This is a genomic window from Exiguobacterium sp. R-39, from assembly GCF_049942815.1.
Taxonomy (GTDB): Bacteria; Bacillota; Bacilli; order Exiguobacteriales; family Exiguobacteriaceae; genus Exiguobacterium_A.
Genome location: NZ_CP187965.1, coordinates 414,483 through 438,687 on the forward strand (window position 1 = coordinate 414,483; position 24,205 = coordinate 438,687).

The following is a 24,205-nucleotide window of genomic DNA, read 5'->3' on the forward strand; positions in this document are numbered from 1 at the left end:
TCTGAAATAACACGTATACTAACGGTACACAAAAAAACGTTATATTAAAGAGAGAGTGAATGACATGAGTGCGAATACCCAATCGATGATTTTTACGGTATACGGAGATTACATCCGCCATTACGGCAATCAAATCTGGGTCGGCAGTCTGATCCGCCTATTGAAAGAATTCGGTCATAATGAACAGGCGGTCCGGGTTGCCGTTTCCCGGATGGTCAAACAAGGCTGGTTGACGTCACAAAAACAAGGGACAAAAAGTTTTTATTCGTTGACCCCGCGCGGTGTTGAGCGGATGGAAGAAGCCGCGCGACGGATATACAAATCGACGCCTCATGTCTGGGACGGGAAATGGCGGACCTTGATGTACACGATTCCGGAGGACAAACGGCAAATTCGGGATGAATTACGAAAAGAGTTGTCCTGGAGCGGTTTCGGGAATTTATCGAACGGGGTCTGGATTTCACCGAACCCGCTCGAAAAAGAAGCGGAGCGGTTGATTGACGCCTACGGTATCACCGAGTACGTCGATTTTTTCGTCGGCGAATATCATGGACCGCAACCGGATCAATCGCTGGTCGAACGCGCTTTCCCACTGGATGAGTTGCAAGAACGGTATGAACGGTTCATTGCGGAATACAGCCGGCGTTATATCGTCCATCAAAGCCGGATTCAGCTTGGCGAGATGGACGAGGAGCAGTGTTTTGTCGAACGGACGACACTTGTCCATGAATACCGGAAGTTTTTGTTTACCGATCCCGGTCTGCCGCAAGAGTTGTTGCCGGATGAGTGGAGCGGTCATCATGCCGCTTTGCTGTTTGAACAATACTACCGGTTACTCGCGGAACCGGCGAGCCGGTTTTTTGAATCGATCTTCCGTGAAACGCATGATGTGACGCAAAAAAGTGCTGACTATGATGCATCGGAACATCCCTTGTTCGCGGAACGATAAAACAAAAACGCTCATCCCGAAGAAGCGAGATGAGCGTTTTCGTGCCGACAATCAATTTTTAGCAAGCTGTTTGCGAAACGCATATCCTTTATCGACATATGAATCAATTGATTCCTGAATCATCTCGAGATCGGCTGCCGTGAGTTCGCGCACGACCTTGCCCGGTGATCCGATGATGAGCGAACGAGGCGGGAATTTTTTGCCGGACGGGATTAAGGTGTTGGCACCGATGATACATTCTTCCCCGATTTCAGCATGATCGAGGACGGTTGCTCCCATTCCGACAATCGAGCGCCGACCGATTTTACAACCATGTAAAATAGCATTGTGTCCGACCGTCACTTCATCTTCGACAATGACCGGTGCTCCCTCGTAAAGGTGGATGGTCGCATTGTCCTGGATACTGCAACGTTTGCCGATCGTAATCGGTCCTTCATCGCCGCGCAGGACGGCATTGAACCAAATCGTCGATTCTTCGCCAACGGTCACGTCACCAATCAAAAAAGCACCGGGGGCGACAAACACATGTGTGGCTAGCTTTGGTGAAACATCGCGGTACGGAATATTCATAAGGACGCCTCTTTTCTAAAAATGAATTAAAATTCAGTCCTACTTAGTATACCATTCTTAACAACGGAAACGGAGGGAGACCATGTCTCGTCTATGTACCACATTACAGATTGATGTGCCGATCATTCAAGGGGGTATGGGGAATATCAGCCATGCCGAACTGACGGCGGCGGTCTCGAATGCCGGAGGTCTCGGAACGATTGGATGCGGAACGATGACGCCTGTCGAGGTCAAACAATTGATTGACGCGACACGAAGCTTGACGTCGCGTCCGTTTGCCTTGAATATCGCCATCCGGGTCTCACCTTATACCGAACAGTTGATTGAGTTAGCAATCGAGGAGCGGATTCCGGTCGTGTCCTTGTCAGCCGGTAATCCGGCTCCTTTTTTATCGAAGTTACGGGAGGCGGGAATCCGGACGATTGGTGTCGTTGCTTCCGTCAAACAGGCAATTAAAGCCGAGCAGTCCGGAGTGGACATATTGGTAGCGGAAGGCGTCGAGGCGGCGGGAATCAATTCACCGCTCGAGTTGACGACGATGACCCTGATTCCGCAAATCACGGATCATGTCACGCTTCCCGTCCTTGCCGCGGGCGGCATCGGCGACGGACGTGGTCTTGCAGCAGCCTGGATGCTCGGAGCAGAAGGCGTGCAGCTCGGAACCCGGTTGATTGCGACACAGGAATCCCGTGTCCATGAGCACTATAAAAAACACCTCGTGCAGGCGGATGATCTCGGGACACGAATCATCGGCCGAGAAGTCGGACAAGTCCGGCGGGTATTGAACGGACCGTACGTCGAGGCGTTGCAGCCGACATCACTCGCTGCCTTTCAAGAACAGACGAACGAATCGTTTCATATCAAAGGGGCACTCGAAGGCGACGAGACGGCAGGATACGTCAATGCCGGTCTCGTTTCCGGTTTGATTGATGATGTTCCGACCGTTGCGGAACTCTTTAACCGGATGATGGATGATGCTTTCGGACGAATCGAACGGACATACCGGGCATTCCAGTAACGTGAATATAAGCGCAGCTGACCGATCAGGTCGGCTTTTTTTGTGTTTCAGGACATTTGTCCTTTAAAAAGATGACAGAATAGGGTCTACTCGTAACTAGAGAAAAAGGAGGATGAAGATGCAAGGAATCGTGTTTGCCTTATTCAGTGGATTGTTTATTGCCTTACAAGGCATCTTTAATGCCCGGCTCGGTGACGCGGTTGGTCCATGGTTATCCGTAACCATCGTCCATTTCGTTGGTCTGATCGGATGTTTATTGATTTACGGCTTTGTTCGGGATCGTAAAATCGGCGGTTTTCGCACGTTACCGCTTATTTATGCGAGCGGCGGATTGCTCGGTGTTTTAGTCGTCGTGACGGAACTGACGTCGATTCAATTACTCGGCATGACATGGGCGATGTCGCTGTTGCTCGTCGCACAGATTCTGTGTGCCTTTGTAATTGATTTGAACGGCTGGTTCGGAGTCATTAAAAAAAGCAGTAACAAAGGGCAGTGGATCGGAGTCGGTTTGATGTTGACCGGCGTCCTGATCTTTTCATTTACCTGAGTAGGAGGAGATAGAAATGGGATTAGGCATGTTTTGTGCCATCGTCGCAGGGATGATGATCAGTTTACAAACAGTTTTGAACGCACGGATGAGTCATGTCTTTGGTGCCTGGGCGACGACGACGTTAGTCTTTTTGGTCGGTCTGATTGGTTCGTTGCTTGCCTTGGTTTTCTTTCGGGGCGGGGAGGTCGCAGCGCTTACGGAGGTCGAACCGCTTTATCTATTTGGCGGTTTCGTCGGTGTCGGTGTCGTATTTTGTGTCATGCGGGGTATTCAACTGCTCGGTCCGTCCATCGCGATTTCCGTCGTCCTGATTTCGCAACTCAGTTTTGCGTTGTGTGTCGACGTTTTTGGCTGGTTTGGTTTACCAAAAGTCGATTTATCGTTTGGGCAGATCATTGGTTTAGTCGTCATGCTGAGCGGCATCTTCGTCTTGAAACGGTATCAGGTCGTGGACGAGTCAAATCAAACAGATGAAATCAAAGCGATTTCTTAAAAACATCGTCAACCACTCAAAAGAGATCACGGCTTTCACGCGACTTTTACAGTAAAGTGCGTGAAAGGGTGATCTCTTTTAAAAGACGCTTCGTTTAAATCAGACGGATACTTCTTCTTTCCAGGCGACGTCGATAAAGGCATCACGGCCGGAGGCTTTCCGGTCTTTTTTGTAGTGGGCCGGATTTTTTTTATGGAAGTCCTGATGGTATTCTTCCGCCGGATAGAAAGAAGCTGCCGGTTCGATCCGTGTAACGATCGGTTGTTTGAAACGGTTTGTTGCAGCCAGTGCATCACGTGACGCAATCGCTGCAAGGCGTTGTTCTTCCGTATGGTAAAAAATCGCCGGGGCATACTGTATGCCACGGTCCTGGAATTGTCCGCCGGCATCGGTCGGATCCGTTTGCGGCCAGTACAGTTCGAGTAACCGTTCGTATGAGAACAGTGCCGGGTCAAATGTAATCTCGACGACTTCGGAATGTCCGGTCGTTCCGGTTTTGACCTGCTCATATGTCGGATTGTCGACGTGTCCTCCTGTATAACCGGACACGATACTGTGAATCCCCGGTAATTCCTCAAATGGTGTCACCATGCACCAGAAACATCCTCCTGCAAATGTTGCTTTTTCCATGTCATCTCTCCCTTTCTCCTGGCCTCTTGAGCCGTAATGCTCTCATTTCTGACAGCGAGAAAACGAAAACGACTCCTTTGCTTGGTTGCAAAAGGAGTCGCCGCTTTTTATCAACCAAAGCTTTCGCTTTGCTGGTCGTAGCACCTTGCTGTGCGCAGGTTGCTGGGACGTCATCGATCCAGATCTCTCGGTCCACTCTTGATAAGTGTTATATGAAGTTGATGTAAGTTCGTTATCATTGGGATGATAATACCATTCATAAAAGTGGAAAGTCAATTCTTATGTTTGCAGGGCACGAAGAACTGTCGCCCCTAACGTTTTCGCCCCGATCAGTAAAGCCCGCTCATCGATTTCGTACTTCGGATGGTGTTGCGGATAAATCGTGCGTCCATCTGTTTTCGCGGAGCCGGTAAAGAAATAACTGCCCGGAACCTGTTCCAGGTAATAGGCAAAATCATCGGCTGCCATCATCGGTTTCATTTCACGGACCTGTGCTTCCGGCAAAAAACCGGCCGCTTCCCGGACGAGCTTCGTTTCATCCGGATGATTCCAAAGGGACGGGTAACCTGTCGTGAAATCAATGGAATAATCAGCGCCGATTCCGGTGCAGGTCGTCCGTGCGACGAGATCCACCTGTTGGCGCAACTGATGCCGGAGTTGTTCGTTGAACGTCCGGATTTCTCCGACAATCCGGGCTTCGCCGGTCACGATGTTCGGTGCGGTTCCGGCATGAAATGAACCGATTGCAACGATGGCCGGCTCAAACGGATCAACGCGCCGGCTGACGAGGTGCTGAAGATTACAGACAAGCTGTGCACCGGCGACAAGTGCGTCCTGCGTCCGGTGTGGCGCTTGGGCATGACCGCCTTGACCATGAACAACGATTTCAAATTCATCGATCGCACATAATGTATGCCCGCTGTGATAACCGATCGTTCCGACCGGAAGATCATTTTCGAGGTGTGTGCCGAAAATCGCATCGACACCGTCGAGACAGCCGTCCTCAATCATTTGAATCGCACCACCCGGAAATACTTCTTCACCGTGTTGGTGGATAAAGACGACAGTACCTGTTAATTCATCCCGGATGGCTTGAAAAGCAGCGGCGAGTCCAAGGACAATCGCCGTGTGTCCGTCGTGTCCGCAAGCATGCATGACACCGGGACGGATTGAGCGGAACGATAATTCCGTTTCTTCCTGGAGCGGTAACGCATCAAAATCGGCCCGGACCGCAATTGTTTTTCCGGGACGGGTGCCGGTCAGTGTCGCGACGATTCCGCTGCCACCGACGTTCGCACGGTAAGGAATACCGAGTGCATCATAAAACGCAGCAATTTTAGCAGGCGTCCGGACTTCCTGGAACGATAATTCCGGATGGCGGTGAAAGTCACGGCGTAAACGAATCATCTCTGATTCATACTCAGTTAAGTAGGTGAATAAATTTTCTTGCATCGAAATCATCCTTTTCGGTATGTCTTGAGTAAAAATGGGTACATATAGAAGTAATCAATTAGAGGAGGAATCAACATATGGGTGAAATCATTGTCAATGCCGTTTTTACAGTCAAAGCAGGATTAGCTGATCAAGTCTTTCCGATTCTAAGTACAGTCTACAAAGCAGCGCAAAACGAGCCGGGCTGCCTACGTTATACGTTACATCAATCGATTGAAAATGAACATCAGTTCATGCTCTATGAAGTCTACCAAGACGAAGCAGCACTTGAGGCTCATATTGCATCGGACCACTATAAAGCATACCGCGAACAAATTGAGTTGTATCTTGAGGATCGTCAAGTGACAAAGTATGTCGAGATGACATTCTAAATCAATGAAAGAAGGGCGTATGGATCCGGAAGGGTCCATACGCCTCTTTTTTTGTTACATCGATTTGAAGCCAAGAAAGTGTTCCCGCCAACGCGGTTCATAGATCGAGTTGATTTGCAGCTGTGAGCCACCCGCATGAATGAAATATTCATTGTCGAGCATGATGCCGATATGCGATGGTCCATCCGTATACGTATTTTCGAAAAAGACGATATCCGATCGTTTCCCGCTACTGATTGTCGTCCGCCGGTTCGTAAAGAAAGCCCCGTACCAGTAACCACTGACGTTCGTCCGGCCGCCGTACTTTCCGGCTTCGTTCGTTGCGTAGTGAATCAGTCCCGAACAATCAAAACCGCCGTTGGCTGCCGTTTGAGAACCCCACGTATACGGCGTTCCCAAGTGTTTCGCGGCTGCTTGGATTAACTTTTCCCCGCGCGATGTATTCTTCTGTGCGATCCGTGCATCCGTCTTGACGGTGACAGCGCTGACCGGCAGATAAACAGGTGACCAGCCGGACTGAATGACATAAAAATTGCCGACCCGATACCGGGGATAGACGCGTTTTCCCTGTTCAATCAATCCGGCACTTTTCGGACTGACGGGTGTTGCAAAATAAGACGTCGTTGTTTTGACTGTATAGATTTTTTGACGGTTGATTGCTTGTTGGGCGTAACGCATATCCGGTTTCGTCGTCCCGATGTATGGATTGATGACGTAACCGGTCGTTCCGTTCGGTAGGCGAACCTTCCAAAAGTCATCGTCAATCGCCTTTAGACCAATCAGTTTCGTGCCTTTGCTTAAATAACCGGCAGGGCGGCTATACGCGACATCGGCTGAAAAGAGTGGGGTCTGATCAAAATGGACATAAAAGACCGTTCCGACTTTCGGACGCGCGACCGGTTTGTTTAAGCCGAGTTTGCTCGAGTCGACAAAACCAAACGTCGTACCGATCTTGACGCGGGTGTAATAGCCGCTTGTGCCGTAAATCGACAGCAGGGTATTTTTCTTCAGTGTACCGATTTTCCCTGTCAGACTGGCTTTCGGATGAACGACTAATTTATCTTCGAGGACGTAACGTGTTCCGGTGACATCATACAAATCCGGTTTTCTCGTCACAAGATCCGTTGTCTTGACGTAGCCGTACACTGACCCGACTTTGACGCGTGTATACACGCCGCTTGTGCCGTAAATATCGATGGATTCCGCCCGTTTTATAGAGCGAAGAACATTTTTGGCTGTCGTATCTTTAAAGATCGATGTGTTTTTGTTCGCATAACGAAGTCCTGTTTTAACGAAGACTTTTGTTGGGGCAAGCGTATTTGTTAAGACGTACGCATATTGTCCGCGGAATAAAATCCGGCTGTATGCACCGCTCGTTCCATAAACCGTCAGCAGGGTATTCGTCTGATGCTGCTTTAAGACGGGACTGGATACATTGGGAGCAGAACGGATTGCTGTCGGTGTCTGAACGTATAAACGATTTGTTTTGGCATAGACTTTTAATGGAGCGAGCGTATTTGTCAAAACGTACGCATATTGTCCGCGGAATAAGATCCGGCTGTACGCACCGCTCGTCCCGTAGACCGTCAGCAGGGTATTCGTCTGGTGTTCTTTTAAGACGGGACTCGATGCGTTGGGTGCTTGGCGGATTGGAGTAGGAGACTGGACATACAAACGGGCTGTTTGTGCAAAAAACTCCAAATCTCCTAACTGAGCCGTCAGGACAAATCCATAGACACCGTTTAAGCGGACTCGTGTATAAGCACCGGATACACCGTAGATGTCGACTAATTGATTTTGTGCCAATGTCCCAAGCAGTTTCCCGGTCGCCGCAGCGGTTGGGTAGACGTTGGCAAGTTGTTGACTGTACTTTTTGCCGGTTGCTTCATACGAGACGACCGGTTTCGTTCCGAGGTGAGCCGTTAAGACAAAAGCATATGTACCGTTCCACTCAATCCGGGTAAAAGTTCCTGACGTCCCGAACGTCTTGATGGAATCGTTTTGTTTCAACGTGGTGAGAGGTGTTCCAACTGCATCGGCTGTTGGATAAACCGACGTTTTTTCCTGAACGAACCGTTCACCGGTCATCGAGTACACAGGGATCGTACTTAAATCCGCTGTCAGGACGAACAGATAGCCGGTATCCTGTTTAATCCGGGTGAAGAGACCGACCTGACCGTATGTATCAAGCTGCTTATTTTGGTCAAATGTTTGTGCTGTCGCCGTTGAAGAATCTGCTGCTGTATAAAGAACTGTGACCTTATTCGTATACCGGCTGTCGATTCTTGGATATATAGGGGTATCCGCTAATTGATCTGTCTTCACGAAACGATAGACGCCATCGAGCAGGATGCGTGTAAACAGACCTTCTGTCCCGAACGTCTCGACTTCAGTTGTGGCAGAAAGGGTAGCGACTGCTTCTGTACTTTCCGGTGTTTCGAAGACGGGGGTATCGGTTTGGGTAAACAGTTTACCGGTTGCAAGTTCCGTTTTCTCGTCGACGACCGTTTGCGAAATGTCTCCTTCTGCCAAGGTACTGATCGGGAATGAACTGAACAGCATGACGGAAGCAGCAAGTGTCGTGAACCATTTTTTTGAAAGAGGCATCGTATGTAAAACTCCATTTCTCTAGAAAATTAATTTTTACTCCAGTTAAAAATAAGTTTACCATGTTCATTTTTAAAGGTGTAAAAAGATATCAAAAAAAGTCAATCATCAACCAAATGCTACACAAGGAAATGAAAAACCGGCCCCTCCTGGATAAGAGGCACCGGTCTGATTTATTTTTAATCGTCTTCATGGTCGACCTGCCACTCCCAATCGAGCATGCCGTAAATGAGGGAATCGCGCCAATGGTCTTCGAGATAAACCGTTTCGCGGAGTTGACCTTCTTTCGTCATCCCGACTTTCTGGAGGACACGTTCTGAAGCGACGTTTCGCGGATCACATGTTGCTGTAATCCGGTGTAACTCCAGTTTCTCGAATCCGAATTCGAGTAAAAATGCGGCAACGGATGTCGCATAGCCGTTTCCCCATTCATCCGGCGACAGAATGTAACCGATCTCCGCCGTTTTGTGTTCGGTATCGGTGATCACCAGTTCACCGGCTCCAATCACACGATCATCCGGGAAGGTGACGGCGAAGACATACCGGCGGCGCGGATTCTCAAGTTCGCTTTCAAGTGCGTCATGAATAAATTGTTTGCTGTCACTTTCGGAGTTGGGTCCCCACGATTGATACTGACTGACGATGGGTTTTGAGGCATAGGCATGGACAGCTTCTAAATCTTCTGGAGTAAAACGACGGATCCGTAGTTGCTCATTGATTTTGTAGCGCATGATGGACTCCTCCTCTATAGTTGACTCTTTATAAGATATTGGCTGTTCAGCCGGATTTTCCTGTTTGACAGGCAAAATCGGGCGTGCTAAAGTCGGGGTATCGAATGAACAGAATAGTAATCCTCTAGGGTTCCGTTCGGCTGGACCAAGGGAGGAACATAAGGGGAACCTTATGCAACGGAGGGATAAAAGCCCGGGAGTAAAGCGTTTAGGCGCTTGCTCCCGGGCTTTTTTGTTTGATTCGAAACAGAGGAGGAAACAACATGGCAAAATATTGGTTAAGCATCATCCTGGCATCCTTTTTTGAAGTCGGTTGGGTCATCGGATTAAAACACGCAGCGACCCCACTCGAGTGGGGAGCGACGATTGTCAGTATCATCGTCAGCTTCACGGTGTTAATCAAGGTCAGTAATCATCTGCCGGTCGGAACGGTCTATGCGGTGTTCGTCGGACTCGGAACAGCGGGTACGGTCGTAACGGATATCGTCTTATTCGGTCAGTCGGCATCCATCATCAAGTTGATGTTGATTGCAGTCCTGTTAGTGGGCGTGATTGGTTTGAAATTAGTCAGTGGGGAGGGGGAACAACAATGAGTTGGTTCTATTTGATTCTGGCAGGACTATTTGAAATGTTAGGTGTCGTCCTGATCAATACGTTTAATCAGCAAAAAAACACCAAAAATCTGTTGTTGATGTTCGCTGGTTTTGGTCTCAGTTTTTTATTCCTCACTTTGGCGATGAATGAGCTGCCGATGGGGACGGCCTATGCGGTGTGGACCGGAATTGGAGCAGCAGGTGGTACGATTCTCAGCATGATTTTTTACAACGAAGCGAAGGATTGGAAACGGATTGTTTGTATCGGTTTAATTCTCAGTGCGACGATCGGTTTGAAGCTGGTCGGAGAATAAACATATCATTTAGATTACTTTTCCTGTTTGAGCCGACTGGGTGGCATATTTTAGCTGAAAAAAGGAAATACTCCTTATAAGACAAGTACGTCATTAAATTCGTGCATAAGGGGATGGATTGGTATGAAAACGAAACAGTATATCGGAACGTTTTATAAAGAAGAAGAACTGATTTCAAAAATGGATGAGTTGCATCAGCAAGGTCATCGCGAAGAAGATTTTTATATCATCGTTAAAGAAAAATCGAATCTTCAACTGGTCCGCAGTCAGATGGACGCGGAAATCGCGACGACGAAACCGTCGTGGATTGACCGGATTCGCGGGAATCAGGGACGTGATCAGGAAGTAAATGATCTGTTTGGTTCACTCGATTTACCGGCGGATCAAGTCGAGGTCCATAAGACGGAAGTCGAAGGCGGTGGATTCGTTCTGTTACTGGAAGTTCAGGACATTCAGTTCGATCCCCACTTAAACACGGACAATACACATCCTGACGTCAAAGTACGTTACGGCAGTTACGAAGAAACGCATACATCGGACGATGCCAATTCAAATGCCCAACTCGGATCGGGAAATCCGCTTGATGTCGATAAAGACTCAAAAGAAGAACACGCGGAGATTGATTTGCACCGTGCGGGTACGGATAAGATGCCGCAAGACGAAGAAGCCATTCATCATGCCAAGTTAAAAGAAGATCGTAAACCGGATATCGCGATGCGCCGGGACGATGATTTTAAGCGTCCGGAGTGGGAAGAACAAAAAGTACGTCACGAAGAACAGCAGCAGGACGGGAAAAAAGACGACATCCACCGTCCGAACCGTTCGGCGGATCATTCCGATGATTTAGCAAAACAAGATCACGGAAATGATTTGGACCGTTAATGCATACAAAAAGGCTGACGCTCATGTCAGCCTTTTTGTATGGGGCGATGTTTACGTTGATGTAAGCCTCGTCTTATTTTTTATGCATGTCGTCCGGATTCGAGCCGGTCCGCTCATTCCGATTGAGCTGATCGATTTGTCGCATGTCATCCGGTGATAACACAAAATCAAAGATGTCCAAGTTTTCCTGAATCCGGCTTGGTGTGACGGATTTCGGGATCGCGATGATGTCATGCTGAAGATGCCAACGGAGAACGACTTGAGCAGGTGTCTTACCGTGACGTGCCGCGATGTCTGTGATGACCGGGTCTGTTAAGGCATCGCGTCCCTTCATCAACGGGCTCCAGGCTTCGACGACAATCCCGTTCTTTTGGCAAAATGCGCGAATCGCTTCCTGACTTAAGAACGGATGCAGTTCGATTTGATTGACGGCAGGGACGACGGTTCCTTCTTCCAATACCCGTGTTAAATGCGGAATGTGGAAATTCGATACTCCGATCGCTTTTGCTTTGCCATCTCGATACAGCTGTTCTAAAGCACGCCACGTATCCATATACAAATCCTCGTCCGGCATCGGCCAATGAATCAAGTATAAATCAACGTAATCAACCCCGAGCTTTTGGAGACTGGTTTCAAACGCGGCCAGTGTCCGTTCATAACCTTGATCCTTATTCCAAACCTTTGTCGTCAAAAAGATATCTTCCCGTGGAATCCCCGAATCCTTTAAGGCGCGACCGACACCGGCCTCGTTTTCATAAATCATTGCCGTATCAATGGAACGGTAGCCGACCCGTAAAGCTTCCCGCACCGCTTCATACACTTCCTGTTCCGGGACTTTAAACACACCGTATCCCAGTTGCGGCATGACCAGCCCATTGTTCAACGTAACGAATTCCATTTGAATTCCCCCTTAAGATAATAATCCTGTCTTACCCAGTTTACGCTTTTCACTTTCGAAAATCGAATCAAAGGAAGGGTTGAATTGGCACAAGGAAATCCGTATACTGAGCGTTAACAAATAATGGGAGGGATCAGGATGATTCGTCAAGCCGTTTTACAATACATACACGAAGAACAAGCCGTCGATCGGCTTTCAGAACTGTTACGGGGGAGAAAAGCGGTGCTGATTCACGGTGAACAGGCATTAAAATCGTCCGAACAGTATTTGCCGGAATTGCCGAAGCTGCTGTTTTCCGGACATTGTACAGATCAGCAGGTAATAGAGCTTACAGAACAATGTGCCACGTACGAAATGATCATCGCTCTTGGCGGCGGGTCCGTCATTGATACGGCCAAACAAGTGGCCGTCAAACGAAATTGCCCGTTGATTGTCATTCCGACGATCGTCTCGAACTGTGCCCCGTGGACACCCCTTAGTGTCATGTATGATGAACGGGGTCGGTACCTTCGTTTTGACACGATTCCTGTCGTCATTGAAGCATTATTGCTCGACCATCGGATTTTAGCAGCCAGTCCATATGATTATTTTGTTGCCGGACTGGTCGATACATTAGCGAAATGGTACGAAGCCCGGGCGCTGAGCGGATCGACTTCTGACCATCCTGTCGTCGAATCGGCCTTACGGATGGCAGAACACTGTAAACGATTAATTTTGCAGACACCGATCAGTCCAAAACAATTTCAGGAGTATTCGTCCCCGATTCAACATCTGGTGGAGACGGTCATTCCGCTTGCCGGAAGTGTCGGTGGATTCGGTGACGAAGCAACACGTGGGGCGATTGGTCACGGTGTTCATAATGCGTTATCTCCGTTCCCGTCGACGAACCGAATTTTACACGGAAGTAAAGTCGGTTACGGCTTGTTGATTCAGGAGTTATTGTTAGGTGAAACAGTGTCCTATACAGAGTTGCGACAGTATTTGATTGAAAACAAACAACCGACGACGAGTACAAATCTAGGATTGACGGAAGCGGAGCGAGCCGACTTGGCGCAACGAATTGGTCAGGAACCGCTCTGTCAACTGATTGCGACGGATTGGTCGAAGGCGACCGTTCTTTCGGCCTTAATGAAAAATGACCGGGAAGCAGTACTCATATCTTGATGGAAATATAAGATAAAGCCCCTCTCCTCGAAGCGGAGGAGAGGGGCTTTACGATTACTGTGCTTTTGCCAGTTCTGAGTACGGTGCGGGACGGCCGAGCAGATAACCTTGTCCGAGATCAAATCCAAGTTCGCGGCAGAGATCGAGTTCTTCCTGACGTTCGATGCCTTCCGCAAGAATCTGAATCCCCATCTCTTTTGTTAAATGACGCGCTTTTCGTAAAAAGGCTTCATTTTCTGTTACAGTGTCACAGTTTGAGATGAAGGCACGATCAATTTTGACATAATCCGGTTGGAGTAACGACAACATATCAAGCGTCGAGAAGCCGGCACCGACATCATCGAGTGCTACTTGGATGCCTTGTTTTTTATATTGTTCGAAGACATGTTTCAAGTGATTGACGTCTTCGATTTTTTCCGTCTCGACGACTTCGAACACGAGCCGGCTTGGATCCACGTTATACCGTTCGACGATTTCGAACGTATGACGCAGGCAGTACTCCGGATTGTAGATGGTCGAAGGGAGGAAGTTAATAAAGGTTTTTTGCGTTCCACCGACCAGATGTGTTGCCCGAATCGCTTCTTCACGCGCCCGTTGATCGAGTCGGGAATGAAGCCCCATTTTGGAAGCGGTCGAAAAGAGCAGACCCGGGGACATCGGAATCGTTTGGTCAGCGGCCCGAAGCAACGCTTCATTCGCAAAAAGTGAGTTGTCTTGAATGTTGAAGATTGGTTGCAGATGACTCGTCATGATGCCGTTTTGAATGAAATCAATGGCTTGTCGGCTCTTCAACTGTTCGAGTAAAACAGAAGCTGCAAGTACAGGTGTCACGAGACGTGATCCGTTCGCCCGGCAGGAAACCGGAAAATCCCCAATCTGTAACGTAGAGCTAAGGATTTGTTCCAACTGCTCAAATGAACTGTAAGAAAATACTTCTGGCGCAGGCGATTGAATATGTAAAGAACCGGCCTCGATAAAACGGATTGTTGTTGTACATTCGGCGCAAGGATGCCACATGAATGGGTGTCCACCTCTCTTGGTAAAATACGTCTGTAAAAGATGTATTTATTAAATTAGTTAAAGTCTTTACCCGAAGATAATCTATAAATAAACCTGATATCAACTATTTGTCCTTCAATTGACCAAAGTAAAAAAAAAGATAGGTACAGTTCATCTTTTGATGAACCATCCTGTCTTTTTTATCGGTTAATCGGTACATAATTTAAAGGATTACGATCGAATCCACAAAATCCAAAGCGTAGCATGCAGTAAAATTGCTAACGGTACAAAGAGTTGGAATTTGGCGGTCCGTGTTTTATGCCGGACGAGTTGCATTGCCAAAAGCGTCCCGAGAGCGCCGCCTAAAAAAGCAATTGTCAACAAGGTGGCTTCCGGCGTCCGCCATTCGTGTTGCTGCGCTTGGCGTTTATCCCGCCACATTGAAACAAATCCAATGACGGTCATGATGCCGTAAAATACAACGATACCTGAAAAAATAGTCATAGCAGTCCTTACCTTTCCGCGCCGCCGCCGCCGGAACTTCCGCCGCCGCCCCGGCTGCCGCCACCGCCTCCACCACCACGCATGATAGCGGAAAAGATGTTGATGATGGCAAAAAAGAACATCCCGCCGGTGAACTTCATATCGAGGAATAACAAGAGAACGAGACCGGCGCCAATCAGGACTTTTGCCCATGTACTCAAACCGCCGTCCGCACTTTTCTTAACCGGATCCTTCGATTCAAGCGACTGTTCTTTCGAAACGACACTGACGACCGCTTTATATGTTTCGGACGCTGCTTTACCATACTCGCCTTGATCACGATAGGGAACAGCGTACTTGTCGAGGATGCGTCCCGCTGTGATGTCGGTCAGAATGCCTTCGAGCTTATAGCCGACTTCGATCCGGAAGTTCCGGTCTTTTTCGTTTGGGGCCACGACAACGAGAATTCCGTTATCTTTTCCGGCCTGTCCAATACCTTGAGCCCGGAACGTTTCATTGGCATACGTGCTTAGATCTTGTCCTTTTAAATCCGGCACAGTCTTGAGCACGACCTGTGCCGTTGTATATTGTTCGAGTTCTTGCCCGAGACGAGCGAGTTCCGCTTCTTCCGACGCGGTCAGCAGCTGTGCATCATCCTGGATGAAGAATGCTGCGCCCGTGCGTTCTGACACGGCTTCGGCAGTCGGAGTCAGAAGGAAGAAGACGAGGAACGCGGTAAAAAGCAGTCGCGTTCGTCGCCAAATCATTTCGAGTCACTATTGAAGTCGACCGTCGGATTTTCACGGTCACTTTCGGAGATTTCATAATATGGTTTTTTCTCGAAACCAAATGCCGAAGCATAAAGCGAAGTTGGGAAACTGCGACGTTTTTTGTTATAGACTGTCACAGCATCATTATAATCTTTACGGGCAATACCCAGACGATTTTCCGTTCCTTCGAGTGTATCCATCAACGATTGGAACCGTTCGCTTGATTTTAAGTCCGGATATGTCGTTTGCAACGCGATTAATCCACGAAGCGAAGATGTGACCTGTTGATCGGCTTCAATCCGTTGTTCTGTTGAAGCAGCACGTGCTAAGCCGGCTTGTGCTTCAGCGATATCACCATACACTTTTTGTTCCTGACCGGCGACACCTTTGACGGTTTCGACGAGATTCGGAATTAAATCCGCCCGGCGTTTGATTTGATTATCGACTTGCGACCACTTATTTGAAACATCTTCTTCCACATTGACGAGACTGTTGTATTGTCCGATTGCTAAAAATGCAATGAGGACGACGACCGCAATCCCGATGATGAGAGGTAACTTGGAACCTCCACGATTTCTACGAGCCATAACGATGACCACTCCTTTTTTCTGTATCTCAACTATATATACCCTAATCGTTCTTAATTAGTTTCATGAAAATGAAAAACTACCAACGATTCGCTGGTAGTTTGAGGATTACATGTAGACGATGACCGCAAGAATGGCTGCCAGGACAAGGCGGTAAATCGCAAACGGAACGAGTTTAATTTTGTTGATCAGTTTCAGGAAGAAACGAATCGACAGTAACGCAAAACCGAACGAAGCGATGAAACCGACGATGTAAAAGCTGAGGTGTGCCATTTCGATGTACTGCCAGTTTTTAACGAGTGACAAGGCACTTGCACCAAACATGATCGGAACAGCCATGATGAACGTAAAGTCTGCTGCCGTCCGGTGATTCATCCCGAGGAACACCCCTCCGGAAATCGTCGAACCGGACCGTGAGAAGCCCGGCCAAAGCGAGATACACTGGAATAGGCCGACAAGAGCTGCCTGGCGGTACGAAATCTGATCAAGCGTCGTTGTTTTCGGTTCTTTTGGTCCGAATTTATCAGCCGCAATCATCAAGATGGCACCGGCTGCAAGACCGATGATGACGGTATCGATGGAGAAGAGGTTTTCATCGATGAAGTCTTCGAACAACAGACCGAGAATGGCTGCCGGAAGTAAACCAATCAGGACGTGACGTAACTTTAATTTGTGTGTACCGGTTGCATCGTGTTCACCTTCAATTTTGTAAAGACCGATTAAACTGAACAACCGTTTCCAAAAGACGACGATGACGGCTAAAATCGAGCCGAGCTGGATGACAATCTTAAATGTATTCGCGGAGTACTGAGTTAAGAACTCTGAAGTCTGCAGCCACATATCATCGACGATGATCATATGTCCTGTCGAGGAGACAGGGGCGAATTCCGTCATTCCTTCGACGAAACCGAGTAAAAGTGCTTTAAGTAATTCAATGATAGTCATGTTATTCTCCTTCTATATTTTTCTATTTAAAAACATATCATGTTTTATTCTTCTGAGATAGAACTAATCAAAATATCGGGCGCAAGTCTGAGACAAATGTGACTTGTTGAAAAAGAAATAAAGGAGTAAGCTATTCTTATAATCAAACAAACGTTTGAATGAGGTGGGAGAATGGAAGCGAAAACAGAACGTCTTCAGATTACAGGAATCGATTGTGCGAACTGTGCTGCGAAAGTGGAGCGGGGTGTTGCGAACGTAACAGGCATTGAACAGGCAGATTTGGATTTTGCCGGTCAGAAACTTTATCTGACGTATGAAAAGGACGTTGCATACGACGAGACGTATCAGGCAGTCATTGAACGGATTCAGCAGCTCGAACCGGATGTACAAGTGATACGGACAGCATCCGCAGAAGCAGTTGATCCGCATCAACAGGTGGGACATGACCATAGTCATCCGCACGATCACGGTCCATTTTTAAATCGTACGAAAAAAATACAATATAGTATCGGGATGATATCCTTCATCGGTGCCTTTTTTGTTCCGGGATCAATTGACCTTCTATTTTTTACGATTGCCTACTTTTTAATCGGTTGGGATGTCCTTCGAACCGCTGTAAGAAATATCCGGCAAGGTCAAGTGTTTGATGAGAACTTTTTAATGGTCATTGCGACGGCTGGTGCTTTTTTAATCGGAGAATATCCGGAAGCCGTCGCTGTGATGCTGTTTTATCAAGTCGGTGAGTTTTTCCAACACCGTGCCGTCGATCAGTCGCGTAAATCGATTGCCGCGTTGATGGACATCCGGCCGGATATCGCGACGCTTGAGGATGGCCGGCGTGTGAGTTCGGAACAGGTGAACATCGGTCAACGGATTATTGTCCGGGCAGGGGAGAAGATTCCACTGGATGGGACTGTTCTTGAAGGGGAAGCGTTCATCGATACGACGGCATTGACCGGTGAATCGATCCCGCGGCGTGTCCGTCCGACCGAGCCGATTTTAGCCGGGACGATTAATACCGATGGTCATCTGTTGATTCAGGTCGATCGACGATACAGTGAGTCGACCGTCGCTAAAATTCTGGATTTAGTCGAAAATGCGTCACGCCATAAAGCACCGACGGAAAAATTCATTACACGATTTGCACGGATTTATACACCGATTGTCGTCGTGATTGCAACACTTCTTGCCATCGTGCCGCCACTCGTTGTGACGGGAGCGGCTTGGAACGACTGGATTTACCGGGCACTTGTGTTCCTTGTCATCAGTTGTCCCTGTGCGCTCGTGATTTCAATCCCGCTCGGCTTCTTTAGTGGAATCGGTGCTGCTTCGAAACGCGGTATTCTTGTCAAAGGCGGAAATCATCTCGAAGCGTTACAACAACTCGATACGGTCGTCTTCGATAAAACGGGAACGTTGACGGAAGGTGTGTTTGAAGTCGTCGAACTGAAAGCCGTGCATGGATCGGAAGACGAACTGCTTCGCGTCGCAGCGACCGTTGAGCAACACTCGAATCATCCAATCGCAAAATCGATTCAACGGATGTATGCCCTGCATGGTTCTATTCCGACCGCTGTTCAAGACTATCAGGAAGTAGCCGGTTCCGGCGTCGCCGGACGGTTCGGCACGGATCAGATTCAGGCGGGAAATGCCCGGTGGTTCAAAGAACTCGGCTTGATGCCGCTCGATCAGACCGAAGACGGGACTTATGTGCATGTTGCCCGAAACGACAGCTACCTTGGATATATCCGGATTGCCGACCGTATTAAAGATACGACGATAGAAGCATTACGCGAACTAAAAACACTCGGGATTCGCCAGACAATCATGTTGACCGGAGACCGGCGGGAAACGGCGGAACGGATCGGGCAGCAAATCGGGATAACGCAAGTAAAGGCAGAACTGTTGCCACATCAAAAAGTGGAACAACTCGAAGCGATCTTAGATCAAGCAAAGGGACAGGTCGCGTTTGTCGGGGACGGAATTAATGATGCTCCCGTATTGACGCGGGCGGATGTCGGGATTGCGATGGGTGGACTTGGAAGTGACGTCGCGATTGAAGCAGCGGATGTCGTCCTGATGACGGATGAACCGAAACAACTGGTCGAAGCGATTCGGATTGCCCGGTCGACACGCCGGATCGTCTATCAGAACATTACGTTTGCATTAGGTATCAAAGGGATTTTCTTATTGCTTGGTGCCTTTGGTGTTGCGACGATGTGGGAAGCCGTTTTTGCCGATGTCGGTGTGACAGTCCTCGCTGTCCTAAATGCGATGCGGATTTTACGAAAATAAGAATTCAATCTACAAATAAAACCTCTCCCATATTTACACGGGAGAGGTTTTATTGATGTTACATCAGCCAAGTGCGACGTCAAGAATCATCATAACAGTGAAACCGACCATCAGACCAAGTGTTGCCAAGTCTGATCCGTTTTCAGCCTGTGATTCGGGAATCAATTCTTCGACGACGACGAAAATCATTGCGCCGGCGGCAAACGCCAAAGCATACGGCAAGAGCGGTTGAATAAAGAAGACGGCAGCAGCACCGACCATTGCAGCAATCGGTTCGACGATCGCCGACAATTGTCCGTAGTTAAAAGCCCGCCGACGTGACATGCCTTCTCCGCGAAGCGGAATCGACAAAGCAGCCCCTTCCGGCATGTTTTGAATCCCGATTCCAAGTGCCAGTGTCAAGGCACCGGCAACGGTCGCACCATCCATGTTCAGTGCGGCGGCACCGAACGCGACACCGATCGCGAGTCCTTCCGGGATATTGTGGAGCGTAATCGCGAGAAACAGCAACGTTGTTTTTTTCAGACCGGTCGAAGGACCTTCAGCGGTTTCGAGCGGAGCGGATAAGTGCAGATGGGGAGTTACAAAATCCAGGAGGCGGACAAAAAAACCGCCTGCGAGGAAACCGATTGCGGCCGGCAACCAGGCAATCCCACCATCTTTTTCCGTAAATTCAATTGCCGGGGCAAGCAAGGACCAAAACGACGCCGCAATCATGACACCGGCTGCAAAGCCGAGCATCATATTCATGACCCGTTTTTCAATCGTCGTAAAGACGAAGACAAGTGCGGCCCCGAGTGCCGTCAATCCCCAGGTCATCATACCGGCAAGCAGGGCTTGCATGACGACCGGAAGTCCGGTAAACCATTCCATCATACCAATCAATCCTTCTTTCAATGACAATTCTTAAAATAAGTGCGTATCGTACAGCAGCTTCTGTCTCTTCTACCCGTTTTCGATCCGGATGATTCGTCCGAGCGGAATTTCAATCCGTGAGGACCCGCGCAAAACAAGGTACGCGCGCTCACGGTGAACCTGCTCGATGAATCCGGATGTCGTGACATAGCCTCTTTCACTATAATACGTGATTTCGAGCTCGGTTCCTTCTATTAATGATTGTTCGAGTAAAAAATGCCAAGGATACTGCAGTTGTTCATCGATGACAGGAAAATCGATGTGATGTTTTTCAAGATAATAGGCTTTAAGCAACTGGATGTGTTCCGGCATCAAAAAGGGAAGCCACTTGAGATTTCCGCGGTCACGGTAACGTGTCATGTAAATCACCTCCCGGATGTCCGCCGACGAATCGGAGGCGGCGTTTCGCGACACTTGTATCGAGGAAAGACACCGCCAGCCGGATCGTTCCTTTTCCGTAACGTAAATTGACATGGTCGATGGCTTTTAATAACCGTTTTCTGCGCCAGACCTTTGTATTGTCTTCAAACAAGGACAATTGAAGTGTTCCCTGATCCGGGGTGAGTTGTCCGAGGGCGACCGATAGAAAGCGAACCGGTTCACCGTCGAGCCAATTCGGTTCGAACAATTGGAGGACGTAACGCAACAACAGCCGTTCATCGGCGGTCGGATAAGGCAGGCGGAGCTGTTTCGAAAAGCCATCCCGGGTGACATGGCGGGAGTAGCGAACGCCGAGATGCACCGTCCAACCGACTTGATTAGAAAAACGGACCCGTGCGGCGACATCACCTGCTAATTCGGAGAGGACTAAACGAATCTGTTCGTACTGGTAATAGTCACGCATCAAGGTCACTCCATGGCCGATCGTTCGTTTGGCATCGGATGTGGTCTGAAATAAAGTCAGGGGATTGATGATCGTCGGAGAACTGTCAATTCCCCAGGCGTGATGCCAAAGTTCTGCCCCGATTACGCCGAACTGTTCGTGCAGATCTTCCACCCGTGCTGCTGCCAGGTCACCAATCGTTTCGATACCAAGCGCCAGCAAATGCTGTTCCATCATCCGTCCGATGCCCCACATTTTACGAATCGGAAAATCGTGCAGCAACCGGGAAACATCCGCATATCCGCATCGTGCGATGCCTTCACGTTTTCCACGTAAATCAAGGACCAGTTTTGCGATGACATTGTTCGGACCAATCCCAATCCGGACCGGAATGCCGGTCTGATGCCAAATCGCCGTCTGGATTTTTTGAGCCGTTTCAACATCTGAGCCAAAAAGCCGTTCCGTTCCGGTCATATCGATAAAGTTTTCGTCAATCGAATAGATCCGGATCGCGTCGGGAGGTGCAAACTGATGCAAGACATCCAGTACTTCGATTGATGTTTTCATGTATGCCAGCATCCGCGGTTCGACGAGCACAATCTGTTTCCGCTCACGAGAAGGCAGCTGCTCAATTTGATAAAGACGACTAGCTGTCTTAATGCCAAGTTGTTTTAAGGCGGGACTGGCCGCAAGAATAACGGATCCGGATCGATGAAGGTCTGATACGACAGCGAGTTTCGTCGTCAAAGGAGGAAGGTTTCGGTAACGGCATTCGCAACTGGCATAGAAGGAGACACTGTCGACACAAAAGATGCGTCGATCGGGAAAAGAGATAGTCGGGTTCATCGGAAACACTCCTTGATACATAAAAGAACGTTTGTTCTTGTTTTTGATTTGACTATATCATGGTCTCAGTCGGTCTCAAATCAAAAAACCAAAAAAAGAGTCAATCTTTGCTACACTAAGAAAGATGAAAGTGAAGTAAAGAAAGAAGGGGAAGTACGTGAAAAAACAAATCATTCAATTACCCGAGTTACCGCATCAATTGACACCAGAAACCTTTGCGGATGTCGAAATCGATGACCCGTATCTGTACCAAACGCTGTATGAAAAAGAGACATTACCGGTCGAGCTGACAGAACGGCTGGACGTCAATCAAGTCTGTTTTCGGAACGTCTCGTTTGCAGGACTGGTTTTTGAACGGGCTTCATTTGAAAATGTCCGGTTTGAACAATGTGACTTGACGGGCTGCCAGTTTCAGGACAGTCGTTTTCACCGGATCGTCTTTGAGGATTGTCGTCTGACCGGGATTCACTTTGAGTCCAATACAATCGATCATGTGACGATCAAAAACTGTCAGGCTAATTATGCTCAAGTTATCCGGACAGCGTTACGTCACGTCGCACTGGAGCAGACGACGATGCGGGAAAGCCATTTCTTTGAAATGAAGCCAACCGATTTCCGTCTGCATGAAGTTGATTTATCGGAAAGCCAATGGGTCGAGACGGCGTTAAAAGGACTCGATCTGCGGCATGCCGATCTGTCCGGAATCACGATTGATCCACGCTTCTTACCGGGTGCCGTCGTTACGGAAAGCCAGGCCATCACATTTGCCCGTTTACTCGGACTCGTCATTCCAAGTCACGATTAACGATAAACAAAATGAAGTCCGCTGTCCCGGTAGTACTCGGGACAGTGGACTTCATTTTGTTTAGAAGGAAATGGTTTCACCGTCATCCGGGATGAGGAAATGTGCGGACAGATGATGAGCGGCCAGAAAGTCGGCAATCATATCGCGGCGCAGGAGACAATGGTTGACGGTCTCGAGATGCGAGACGATGATCGTGGCTTCAGCCGCCGCTTCATGAACAGCAAGCAGATCACGCTGGGACATCGTAATCGGTTCGCCGGTCAGGAATTGTGCAGCACCACTGTTGACGATGATGATATCCGGCGCATGTTGTTCGATTGCCTTCGCGACTTCATCACACCAAATCGTGTCACCGGTGATATAGAGCGTCGGTTCGTCAGGATGTTTCAAGACGAGACCGGACACCGTACCCATCCGTTGACCGATTTCACCGACACCGTGTTGTCCCGACGTATGGGAGACACGGATATCACCGAGCGACAGTCCGTTCTCAAACGAAGATACATTCGTGAACCCGGCTTCGCGGATCGTGGCTGCATCCGACTCATTTTGTGCATAAAGCGGAATTTGTTTCGGTAACACTTCTTTTGCCGTCTCGTCAAAATGGTCGGCATGCAGATGGGTGACGAAAATCGCGTCCGGATCAAGTAACGTCGCGATATCGACCGGTAAGTCGACGAGCGGGTTCGGAACGGCATTAGGTGTGTGACCAAACGGCGGTAAGGTTCCTTTTTCACCGAGAAACGGATCGATTAAAAATACTTGATTGGCATAAGTGACGACGAGTGTCGCATTACGGATCTGTTGAATATCCACAGGCAGTCTTCCTTTCGGGTTGGGAATGTTTCACTGTTCGTTCATTTCCCATTCAGACGCCGGACTAATCATATCTGCTCGTCGATCGTTTTCGGAAGCAATTTTTCCATCGCCAGGACATCGACATAATACCCGTTAAGCATACCCTGTTCCTTAAATGTTCCGACAATCCGGAAACCGGACCGGATGTACAGTTTTTGACCGAGTCTGTTAAACGGAAACGTAAACAGAATCAACTTGTGGAACCCTTGCGTAATCGCGTGTTCTTCAATGACATGGAGCAGTTGACGCCCGATGCCTTGTCCGCGGTGGGTCCGGGTGATGTAGACCGATAGTTCACCGACCGATTGATAGACGGGGCGCGGATTGTAGGGGTCAAGTGAGATGAAGCCAAGGATCGTCGTTCCTTCATACGCTACAAACCCGGCATAGCGGGGTGTCCGTTCCTGATACCAGTCCTGCATGAAAGATAATTCCTTGGTATCCGTTTCAAGCGTCGCGATCCGATCTTCGATGCCTTCGTTATAGATGGCGAGGATGTCTTGTAAATCAGCTTCTTGGACAGGACGAATCATCATACACGTGACCTCCAATTCAAAAGAGTCTTTTCTTCATTATATAGGAGGAAACGAAAACAAGCGGTATGTTTGTAAGATAGGAATGGAGCAGAAAAAAACAGACAGCCGGATGGACCGGGCC

Annotated in this window: 27 protein-coding genes and 1 riboswitch; of the genes, 11 read left to right on the forward strand and 16 right to left on the reverse strand. The window is 48.6% G+C overall.

Annotated elements, in window-relative coordinates; all coding sequences use genetic code 11:
- The first annotated feature begins 64 nt into the window (after positions 1 to 64).
- Positions 65 to 949: a phenylacetic acid degradation operon negative regulatory protein PaaX gene (paaX, locus tag ACP26N_RS02230; RefSeq protein WP_026829354.1), complete on the forward strand. Its 885-nt coding sequence runs from the start codon at positions 65 to 67 to the stop codon at positions 947 to 949.
- Between the two features lie 51 nt (positions 950 to 1,000).
- Here the strand turns inward: paaX and ACP26N_RS02235 are convergent, their stop codons facing one another.
- Entirely contained in the window at positions 1,001 to 1,519 is a 519-nt protein-coding gene (locus ACP26N_RS02235) for a gamma carbonic anhydrase family protein (protein WP_426354657.1), read from the reverse strand.
- Positions 1,520 to 1,601: 82 nt separating this feature from the next.
- Here ACP26N_RS02235 and ACP26N_RS02240 point away from each other — a divergent pair, with 82 nt between their 5' ends.
- The 3 genes from ACP26N_RS02240 (at position 1,602) to ACP26N_RS02250 (ending at position 3,580) form a co-directional block, all read left to right on the forward strand.
- Positions 1,602 to 2,537 (forward strand): NAD(P)H-dependent flavin oxidoreductase, encoded by a 936-nt coding sequence (locus ACP26N_RS02240; protein ID WP_426354659.1) that lies wholly within the window; start codon positions 1,602 to 1,604, stop codon positions 2,535 to 2,537.
- Positions 2,538 to 2,655: 118 nt separating this feature from the next.
- A complete protein-coding gene (locus ACP26N_RS02245; protein WP_131503399.1) occupies positions 2,656 to 3,084 on the forward strand; it encodes a DMT family transporter in 429 nt (142 codons plus the stop codon).
- Between the two features lie 16 nt (positions 3,085 to 3,100).
- Complete coding sequence (locus tag ACP26N_RS02250; RefSeq protein ID WP_131973311.1) at positions 3,101 to 3,580, forward strand: DMT family transporter; 480 nt, start codon at positions 3,101 to 3,103, stop codon at positions 3,578 to 3,580.
- A gap of 99 nt (positions 3,581 to 3,679) precedes the next feature.
- Here ACP26N_RS02250 and msrA read toward each other — a convergent pair whose 3' ends face one another.
- Together msrA and ACP26N_RS02260 are read right to left on the reverse strand one after the other, a co-directional pair.
- Positions 3,680 to 4,210: a peptide-methionine (S)-S-oxide reductase MsrA gene (gene msrA / locus ACP26N_RS02255; RefSeq protein WP_426354661.1), complete on the reverse strand. Its 531-nt coding sequence runs from the start codon at positions 4,208 to 4,210 to the stop codon at positions 3,680 to 3,682.
- Between the two features lie 104 nt (positions 4,211 to 4,314).
- A riboswitch (SAM riboswitch) is annotated at positions 4,315 to 4,418 on the reverse strand.
- 71 nt (positions 4,419 to 4,489) lie between these two features.
- Positions 4,490 to 5,662 (reverse strand): amidohydrolase, encoded by a 1,173-nt coding sequence (locus ACP26N_RS02260; RefSeq protein WP_131503402.1) that lies wholly within the window; start codon positions 5,660 to 5,662, stop codon positions 4,490 to 4,492.
- Between the two features lie 77 nt (positions 5,663 to 5,739).
- On the opposite strand from ACP26N_RS02260, the gene ACP26N_RS02265 reads away from it, so the two are divergent.
- Positions 5,740 to 6,033: a putative quinol monooxygenase gene (locus ACP26N_RS02265; protein ID WP_426354663.1), complete on the forward strand. Its 294-nt coding sequence runs from the start codon at positions 5,740 to 5,742 to the stop codon at positions 6,031 to 6,033.
- A 54-nt stretch (positions 6,034 to 6,087) separates the two neighbouring features.
- On the opposite strand, the gene ACP26N_RS02270 is transcribed toward ACP26N_RS02265, so the two are convergent.
- On the reverse strand, positions 6,088 to 8,640 hold the full coding sequence (locus tag ACP26N_RS02270; RefSeq protein WP_426354665.1) for an NlpC/P60 family protein: 2,553 nt from the start codon (positions 8,638 to 8,640) through the stop codon (positions 6,088 to 6,090).
- A 179-nt stretch (positions 8,641 to 8,819) separates the two neighbouring features.
- The gene (locus ACP26N_RS02275) at positions 8,820 to 9,371 is read right to left on the reverse strand and encodes a GNAT family N-acetyltransferase (protein ID WP_131503403.1); all 552 of its coding nucleotides are present in this window, start codon (positions 9,369 to 9,371) and stop codon (positions 8,820 to 8,822) included.
- A gap of 263 nt (positions 9,372 to 9,634) precedes the next feature.
- Between ACP26N_RS02275 and ACP26N_RS02280 the strand changes: the two genes are divergently transcribed.
- The 3 genes from ACP26N_RS02280 to ACP26N_RS02290 all read left to right on the forward strand — a co-directional run bounded on the left by ACP26N_RS02280 (position 9,635) and on the right by ACP26N_RS02290 (position 11,160).
- A complete protein-coding gene (locus ACP26N_RS02280) occupies positions 9,635 to 9,964 on the forward strand; it encodes a DMT family transporter (RefSeq protein WP_114597081.1) in 330 nt (109 codons plus the stop codon).
- Positions 9,961 to 10,278 (forward strand): DMT family transporter, encoded by a 318-nt coding sequence (locus tag ACP26N_RS02285; RefSeq protein WP_114597082.1) that lies wholly within the window; start codon positions 9,961 to 9,963, stop codon positions 10,276 to 10,278. Before ACP26N_RS02280 ends, ACP26N_RS02285 begins: the two co-directional genes overlap by 4 nt.
- A 123-nt stretch (positions 10,279 to 10,401) precedes the next feature.
- Positions 10,402 to 11,160: a general stress protein gene (locus tag ACP26N_RS02290; protein WP_426354667.1), complete on the forward strand. Its 759-nt coding sequence runs from the start codon at positions 10,402 to 10,404 to the stop codon at positions 11,158 to 11,160.
- 73 nt (positions 11,161 to 11,233) lie between these two features.
- Here ACP26N_RS02290 and ACP26N_RS02295 read toward each other — a convergent pair whose 3' ends face one another.
- Complete coding sequence (locus ACP26N_RS02295; RefSeq protein ID WP_426354668.1) at positions 11,234 to 12,058, reverse strand: aldo/keto reductase; 825 nt, start codon at positions 12,056 to 12,058, stop codon at positions 11,234 to 11,236.
- A 138-nt stretch (positions 12,059 to 12,196) separates the two neighbouring features.
- Here ACP26N_RS02295 and ACP26N_RS02300 point away from each other — a divergent pair, with 138 nt between their 5' ends.
- A complete protein-coding gene (locus tag ACP26N_RS02300) occupies positions 12,197 to 13,222 on the forward strand; it encodes an iron-containing alcohol dehydrogenase family protein (protein ID WP_131973309.1) in 1,026 nt (341 codons plus the stop codon).
- 54 nt (positions 13,223 to 13,276) lie between these two features.
- Here the strand turns inward: ACP26N_RS02300 and ACP26N_RS02305 are convergent, their stop codons facing one another.
- From ACP26N_RS02305 to ACP26N_RS02325, 5 genes are all read right to left on the reverse strand, one after another.
- A complete protein-coding gene (locus tag ACP26N_RS02305; protein WP_131503407.1) occupies positions 13,277 to 14,239 on the reverse strand; it encodes an EAL domain-containing protein in 963 nt (320 codons plus the stop codon).
- 213 nt (positions 14,240 to 14,452) lie between these two features.
- The gene (locus ACP26N_RS02310; RefSeq protein WP_131503408.1) at positions 14,453 to 14,725 is read right to left on the reverse strand and encodes a DUF1294 domain-containing protein; all 273 of its coding nucleotides are present in this window, start codon (positions 14,723 to 14,725) and stop codon (positions 14,453 to 14,455) included.
- Positions 14,726 to 14,733: 8 nt separating this feature from the next.
- The gene (locus tag ACP26N_RS02315) at positions 14,734 to 15,471 is read right to left on the reverse strand and encodes a TPM domain-containing protein (RefSeq protein ID WP_426354671.1); all 738 of its coding nucleotides are present in this window, start codon (positions 15,469 to 15,471) and stop codon (positions 14,734 to 14,736) included.
- Positions 15,468 to 16,061 (reverse strand): LemA family protein, encoded by a 594-nt coding sequence (locus tag ACP26N_RS02320; protein ID WP_114597089.1) that lies wholly within the window; start codon positions 16,059 to 16,061, stop codon positions 15,468 to 15,470. The genes ACP26N_RS02315 and ACP26N_RS02320 overlap by 4 nt, the downstream gene beginning before the upstream one ends.
- Before the next feature lie 108 nt (positions 16,062 to 16,169).
- Positions 16,170 to 17,006 (reverse strand): undecaprenyl-diphosphate phosphatase, encoded by an 837-nt coding sequence (locus ACP26N_RS02325; protein ID WP_426354673.1) that lies wholly within the window; start codon positions 17,004 to 17,006, stop codon positions 16,170 to 16,172.
- 171 nt (positions 17,007 to 17,177) lie between these two features.
- Here ACP26N_RS02325 and ACP26N_RS02330 point away from each other — a divergent pair, with 171 nt between their 5' ends.
- A complete protein-coding gene (locus tag ACP26N_RS02330) occupies positions 17,178 to 19,301 on the forward strand; it encodes a heavy metal translocating P-type ATPase (RefSeq protein WP_426354675.1) in 2,124 nt (707 codons plus the stop codon).
- Between the two features lie 63 nt (positions 19,302 to 19,364).
- Here the strand turns inward: ACP26N_RS02330 and ACP26N_RS02335 are convergent, their stop codons facing one another.
- The 3 genes from ACP26N_RS02335 to ACP26N_RS02345 all read right to left on the reverse strand — a co-directional run bounded on the left by ACP26N_RS02335 (position 19,365) and on the right by ACP26N_RS02345 (position 21,885).
- Entirely contained in the window at positions 19,365 to 20,177 is an 813-nt protein-coding gene (locus tag ACP26N_RS02335) for a ZIP family metal transporter (RefSeq protein ID WP_012369327.1), read from the reverse strand.
- A 69-nt stretch (positions 20,178 to 20,246) separates the two neighbouring features.
- Complete coding sequence (locus ACP26N_RS02340; RefSeq protein WP_131973304.1) at positions 20,247 to 20,576, reverse strand: YolD-like family protein; 330 nt, start codon at positions 20,574 to 20,576, stop codon at positions 20,247 to 20,249.
- Positions 20,560 to 21,885: a DNA polymerase thumb domain-containing protein gene (locus tag ACP26N_RS02345; protein WP_426354677.1), complete on the reverse strand. Its 1,326-nt coding sequence runs from the start codon at positions 21,883 to 21,885 to the stop codon at positions 20,560 to 20,562. The genes ACP26N_RS02340 and ACP26N_RS02345 overlap by 17 nt, the downstream gene beginning before the upstream one ends.
- Before the next feature lie 157 nt (positions 21,886 to 22,042).
- Between ACP26N_RS02345 and ACP26N_RS02350 the strand changes: the two genes are divergently transcribed.
- Positions 22,043 to 22,690: a pentapeptide repeat-containing protein gene (locus ACP26N_RS02350; RefSeq protein ID WP_131973302.1), complete on the forward strand. Its 648-nt coding sequence runs from the start codon at positions 22,043 to 22,045 to the stop codon at positions 22,688 to 22,690.
- Positions 22,691 to 22,750: 60 nt separating this feature from the next.
- On the opposite strand, the gene ACP26N_RS02355 is transcribed toward ACP26N_RS02350, so the two are convergent.
- Together ACP26N_RS02355 and ACP26N_RS02360 are read right to left on the reverse strand one after the other, a co-directional pair.
- Positions 22,751 to 23,506, reverse strand: a complete 756-nt coding sequence (locus ACP26N_RS02355) for an MBL fold metallo-hydrolase (RefSeq protein ID WP_426354680.1) — start codon at positions 23,504 to 23,506, stop codon at positions 22,751 to 22,753.
- Positions 23,507 to 23,574: 68 nt separating this feature from the next.
- The gene (locus ACP26N_RS02360; RefSeq protein ID WP_131973300.1) at positions 23,575 to 24,084 is read right to left on the reverse strand and encodes an arsinothricin resistance N-acetyltransferase ArsN1 family A; all 510 of its coding nucleotides are present in this window, start codon (positions 24,082 to 24,084) and stop codon (positions 23,575 to 23,577) included.
- Positions 24,085 to 24,205 lie beyond the last annotated feature (121 nt).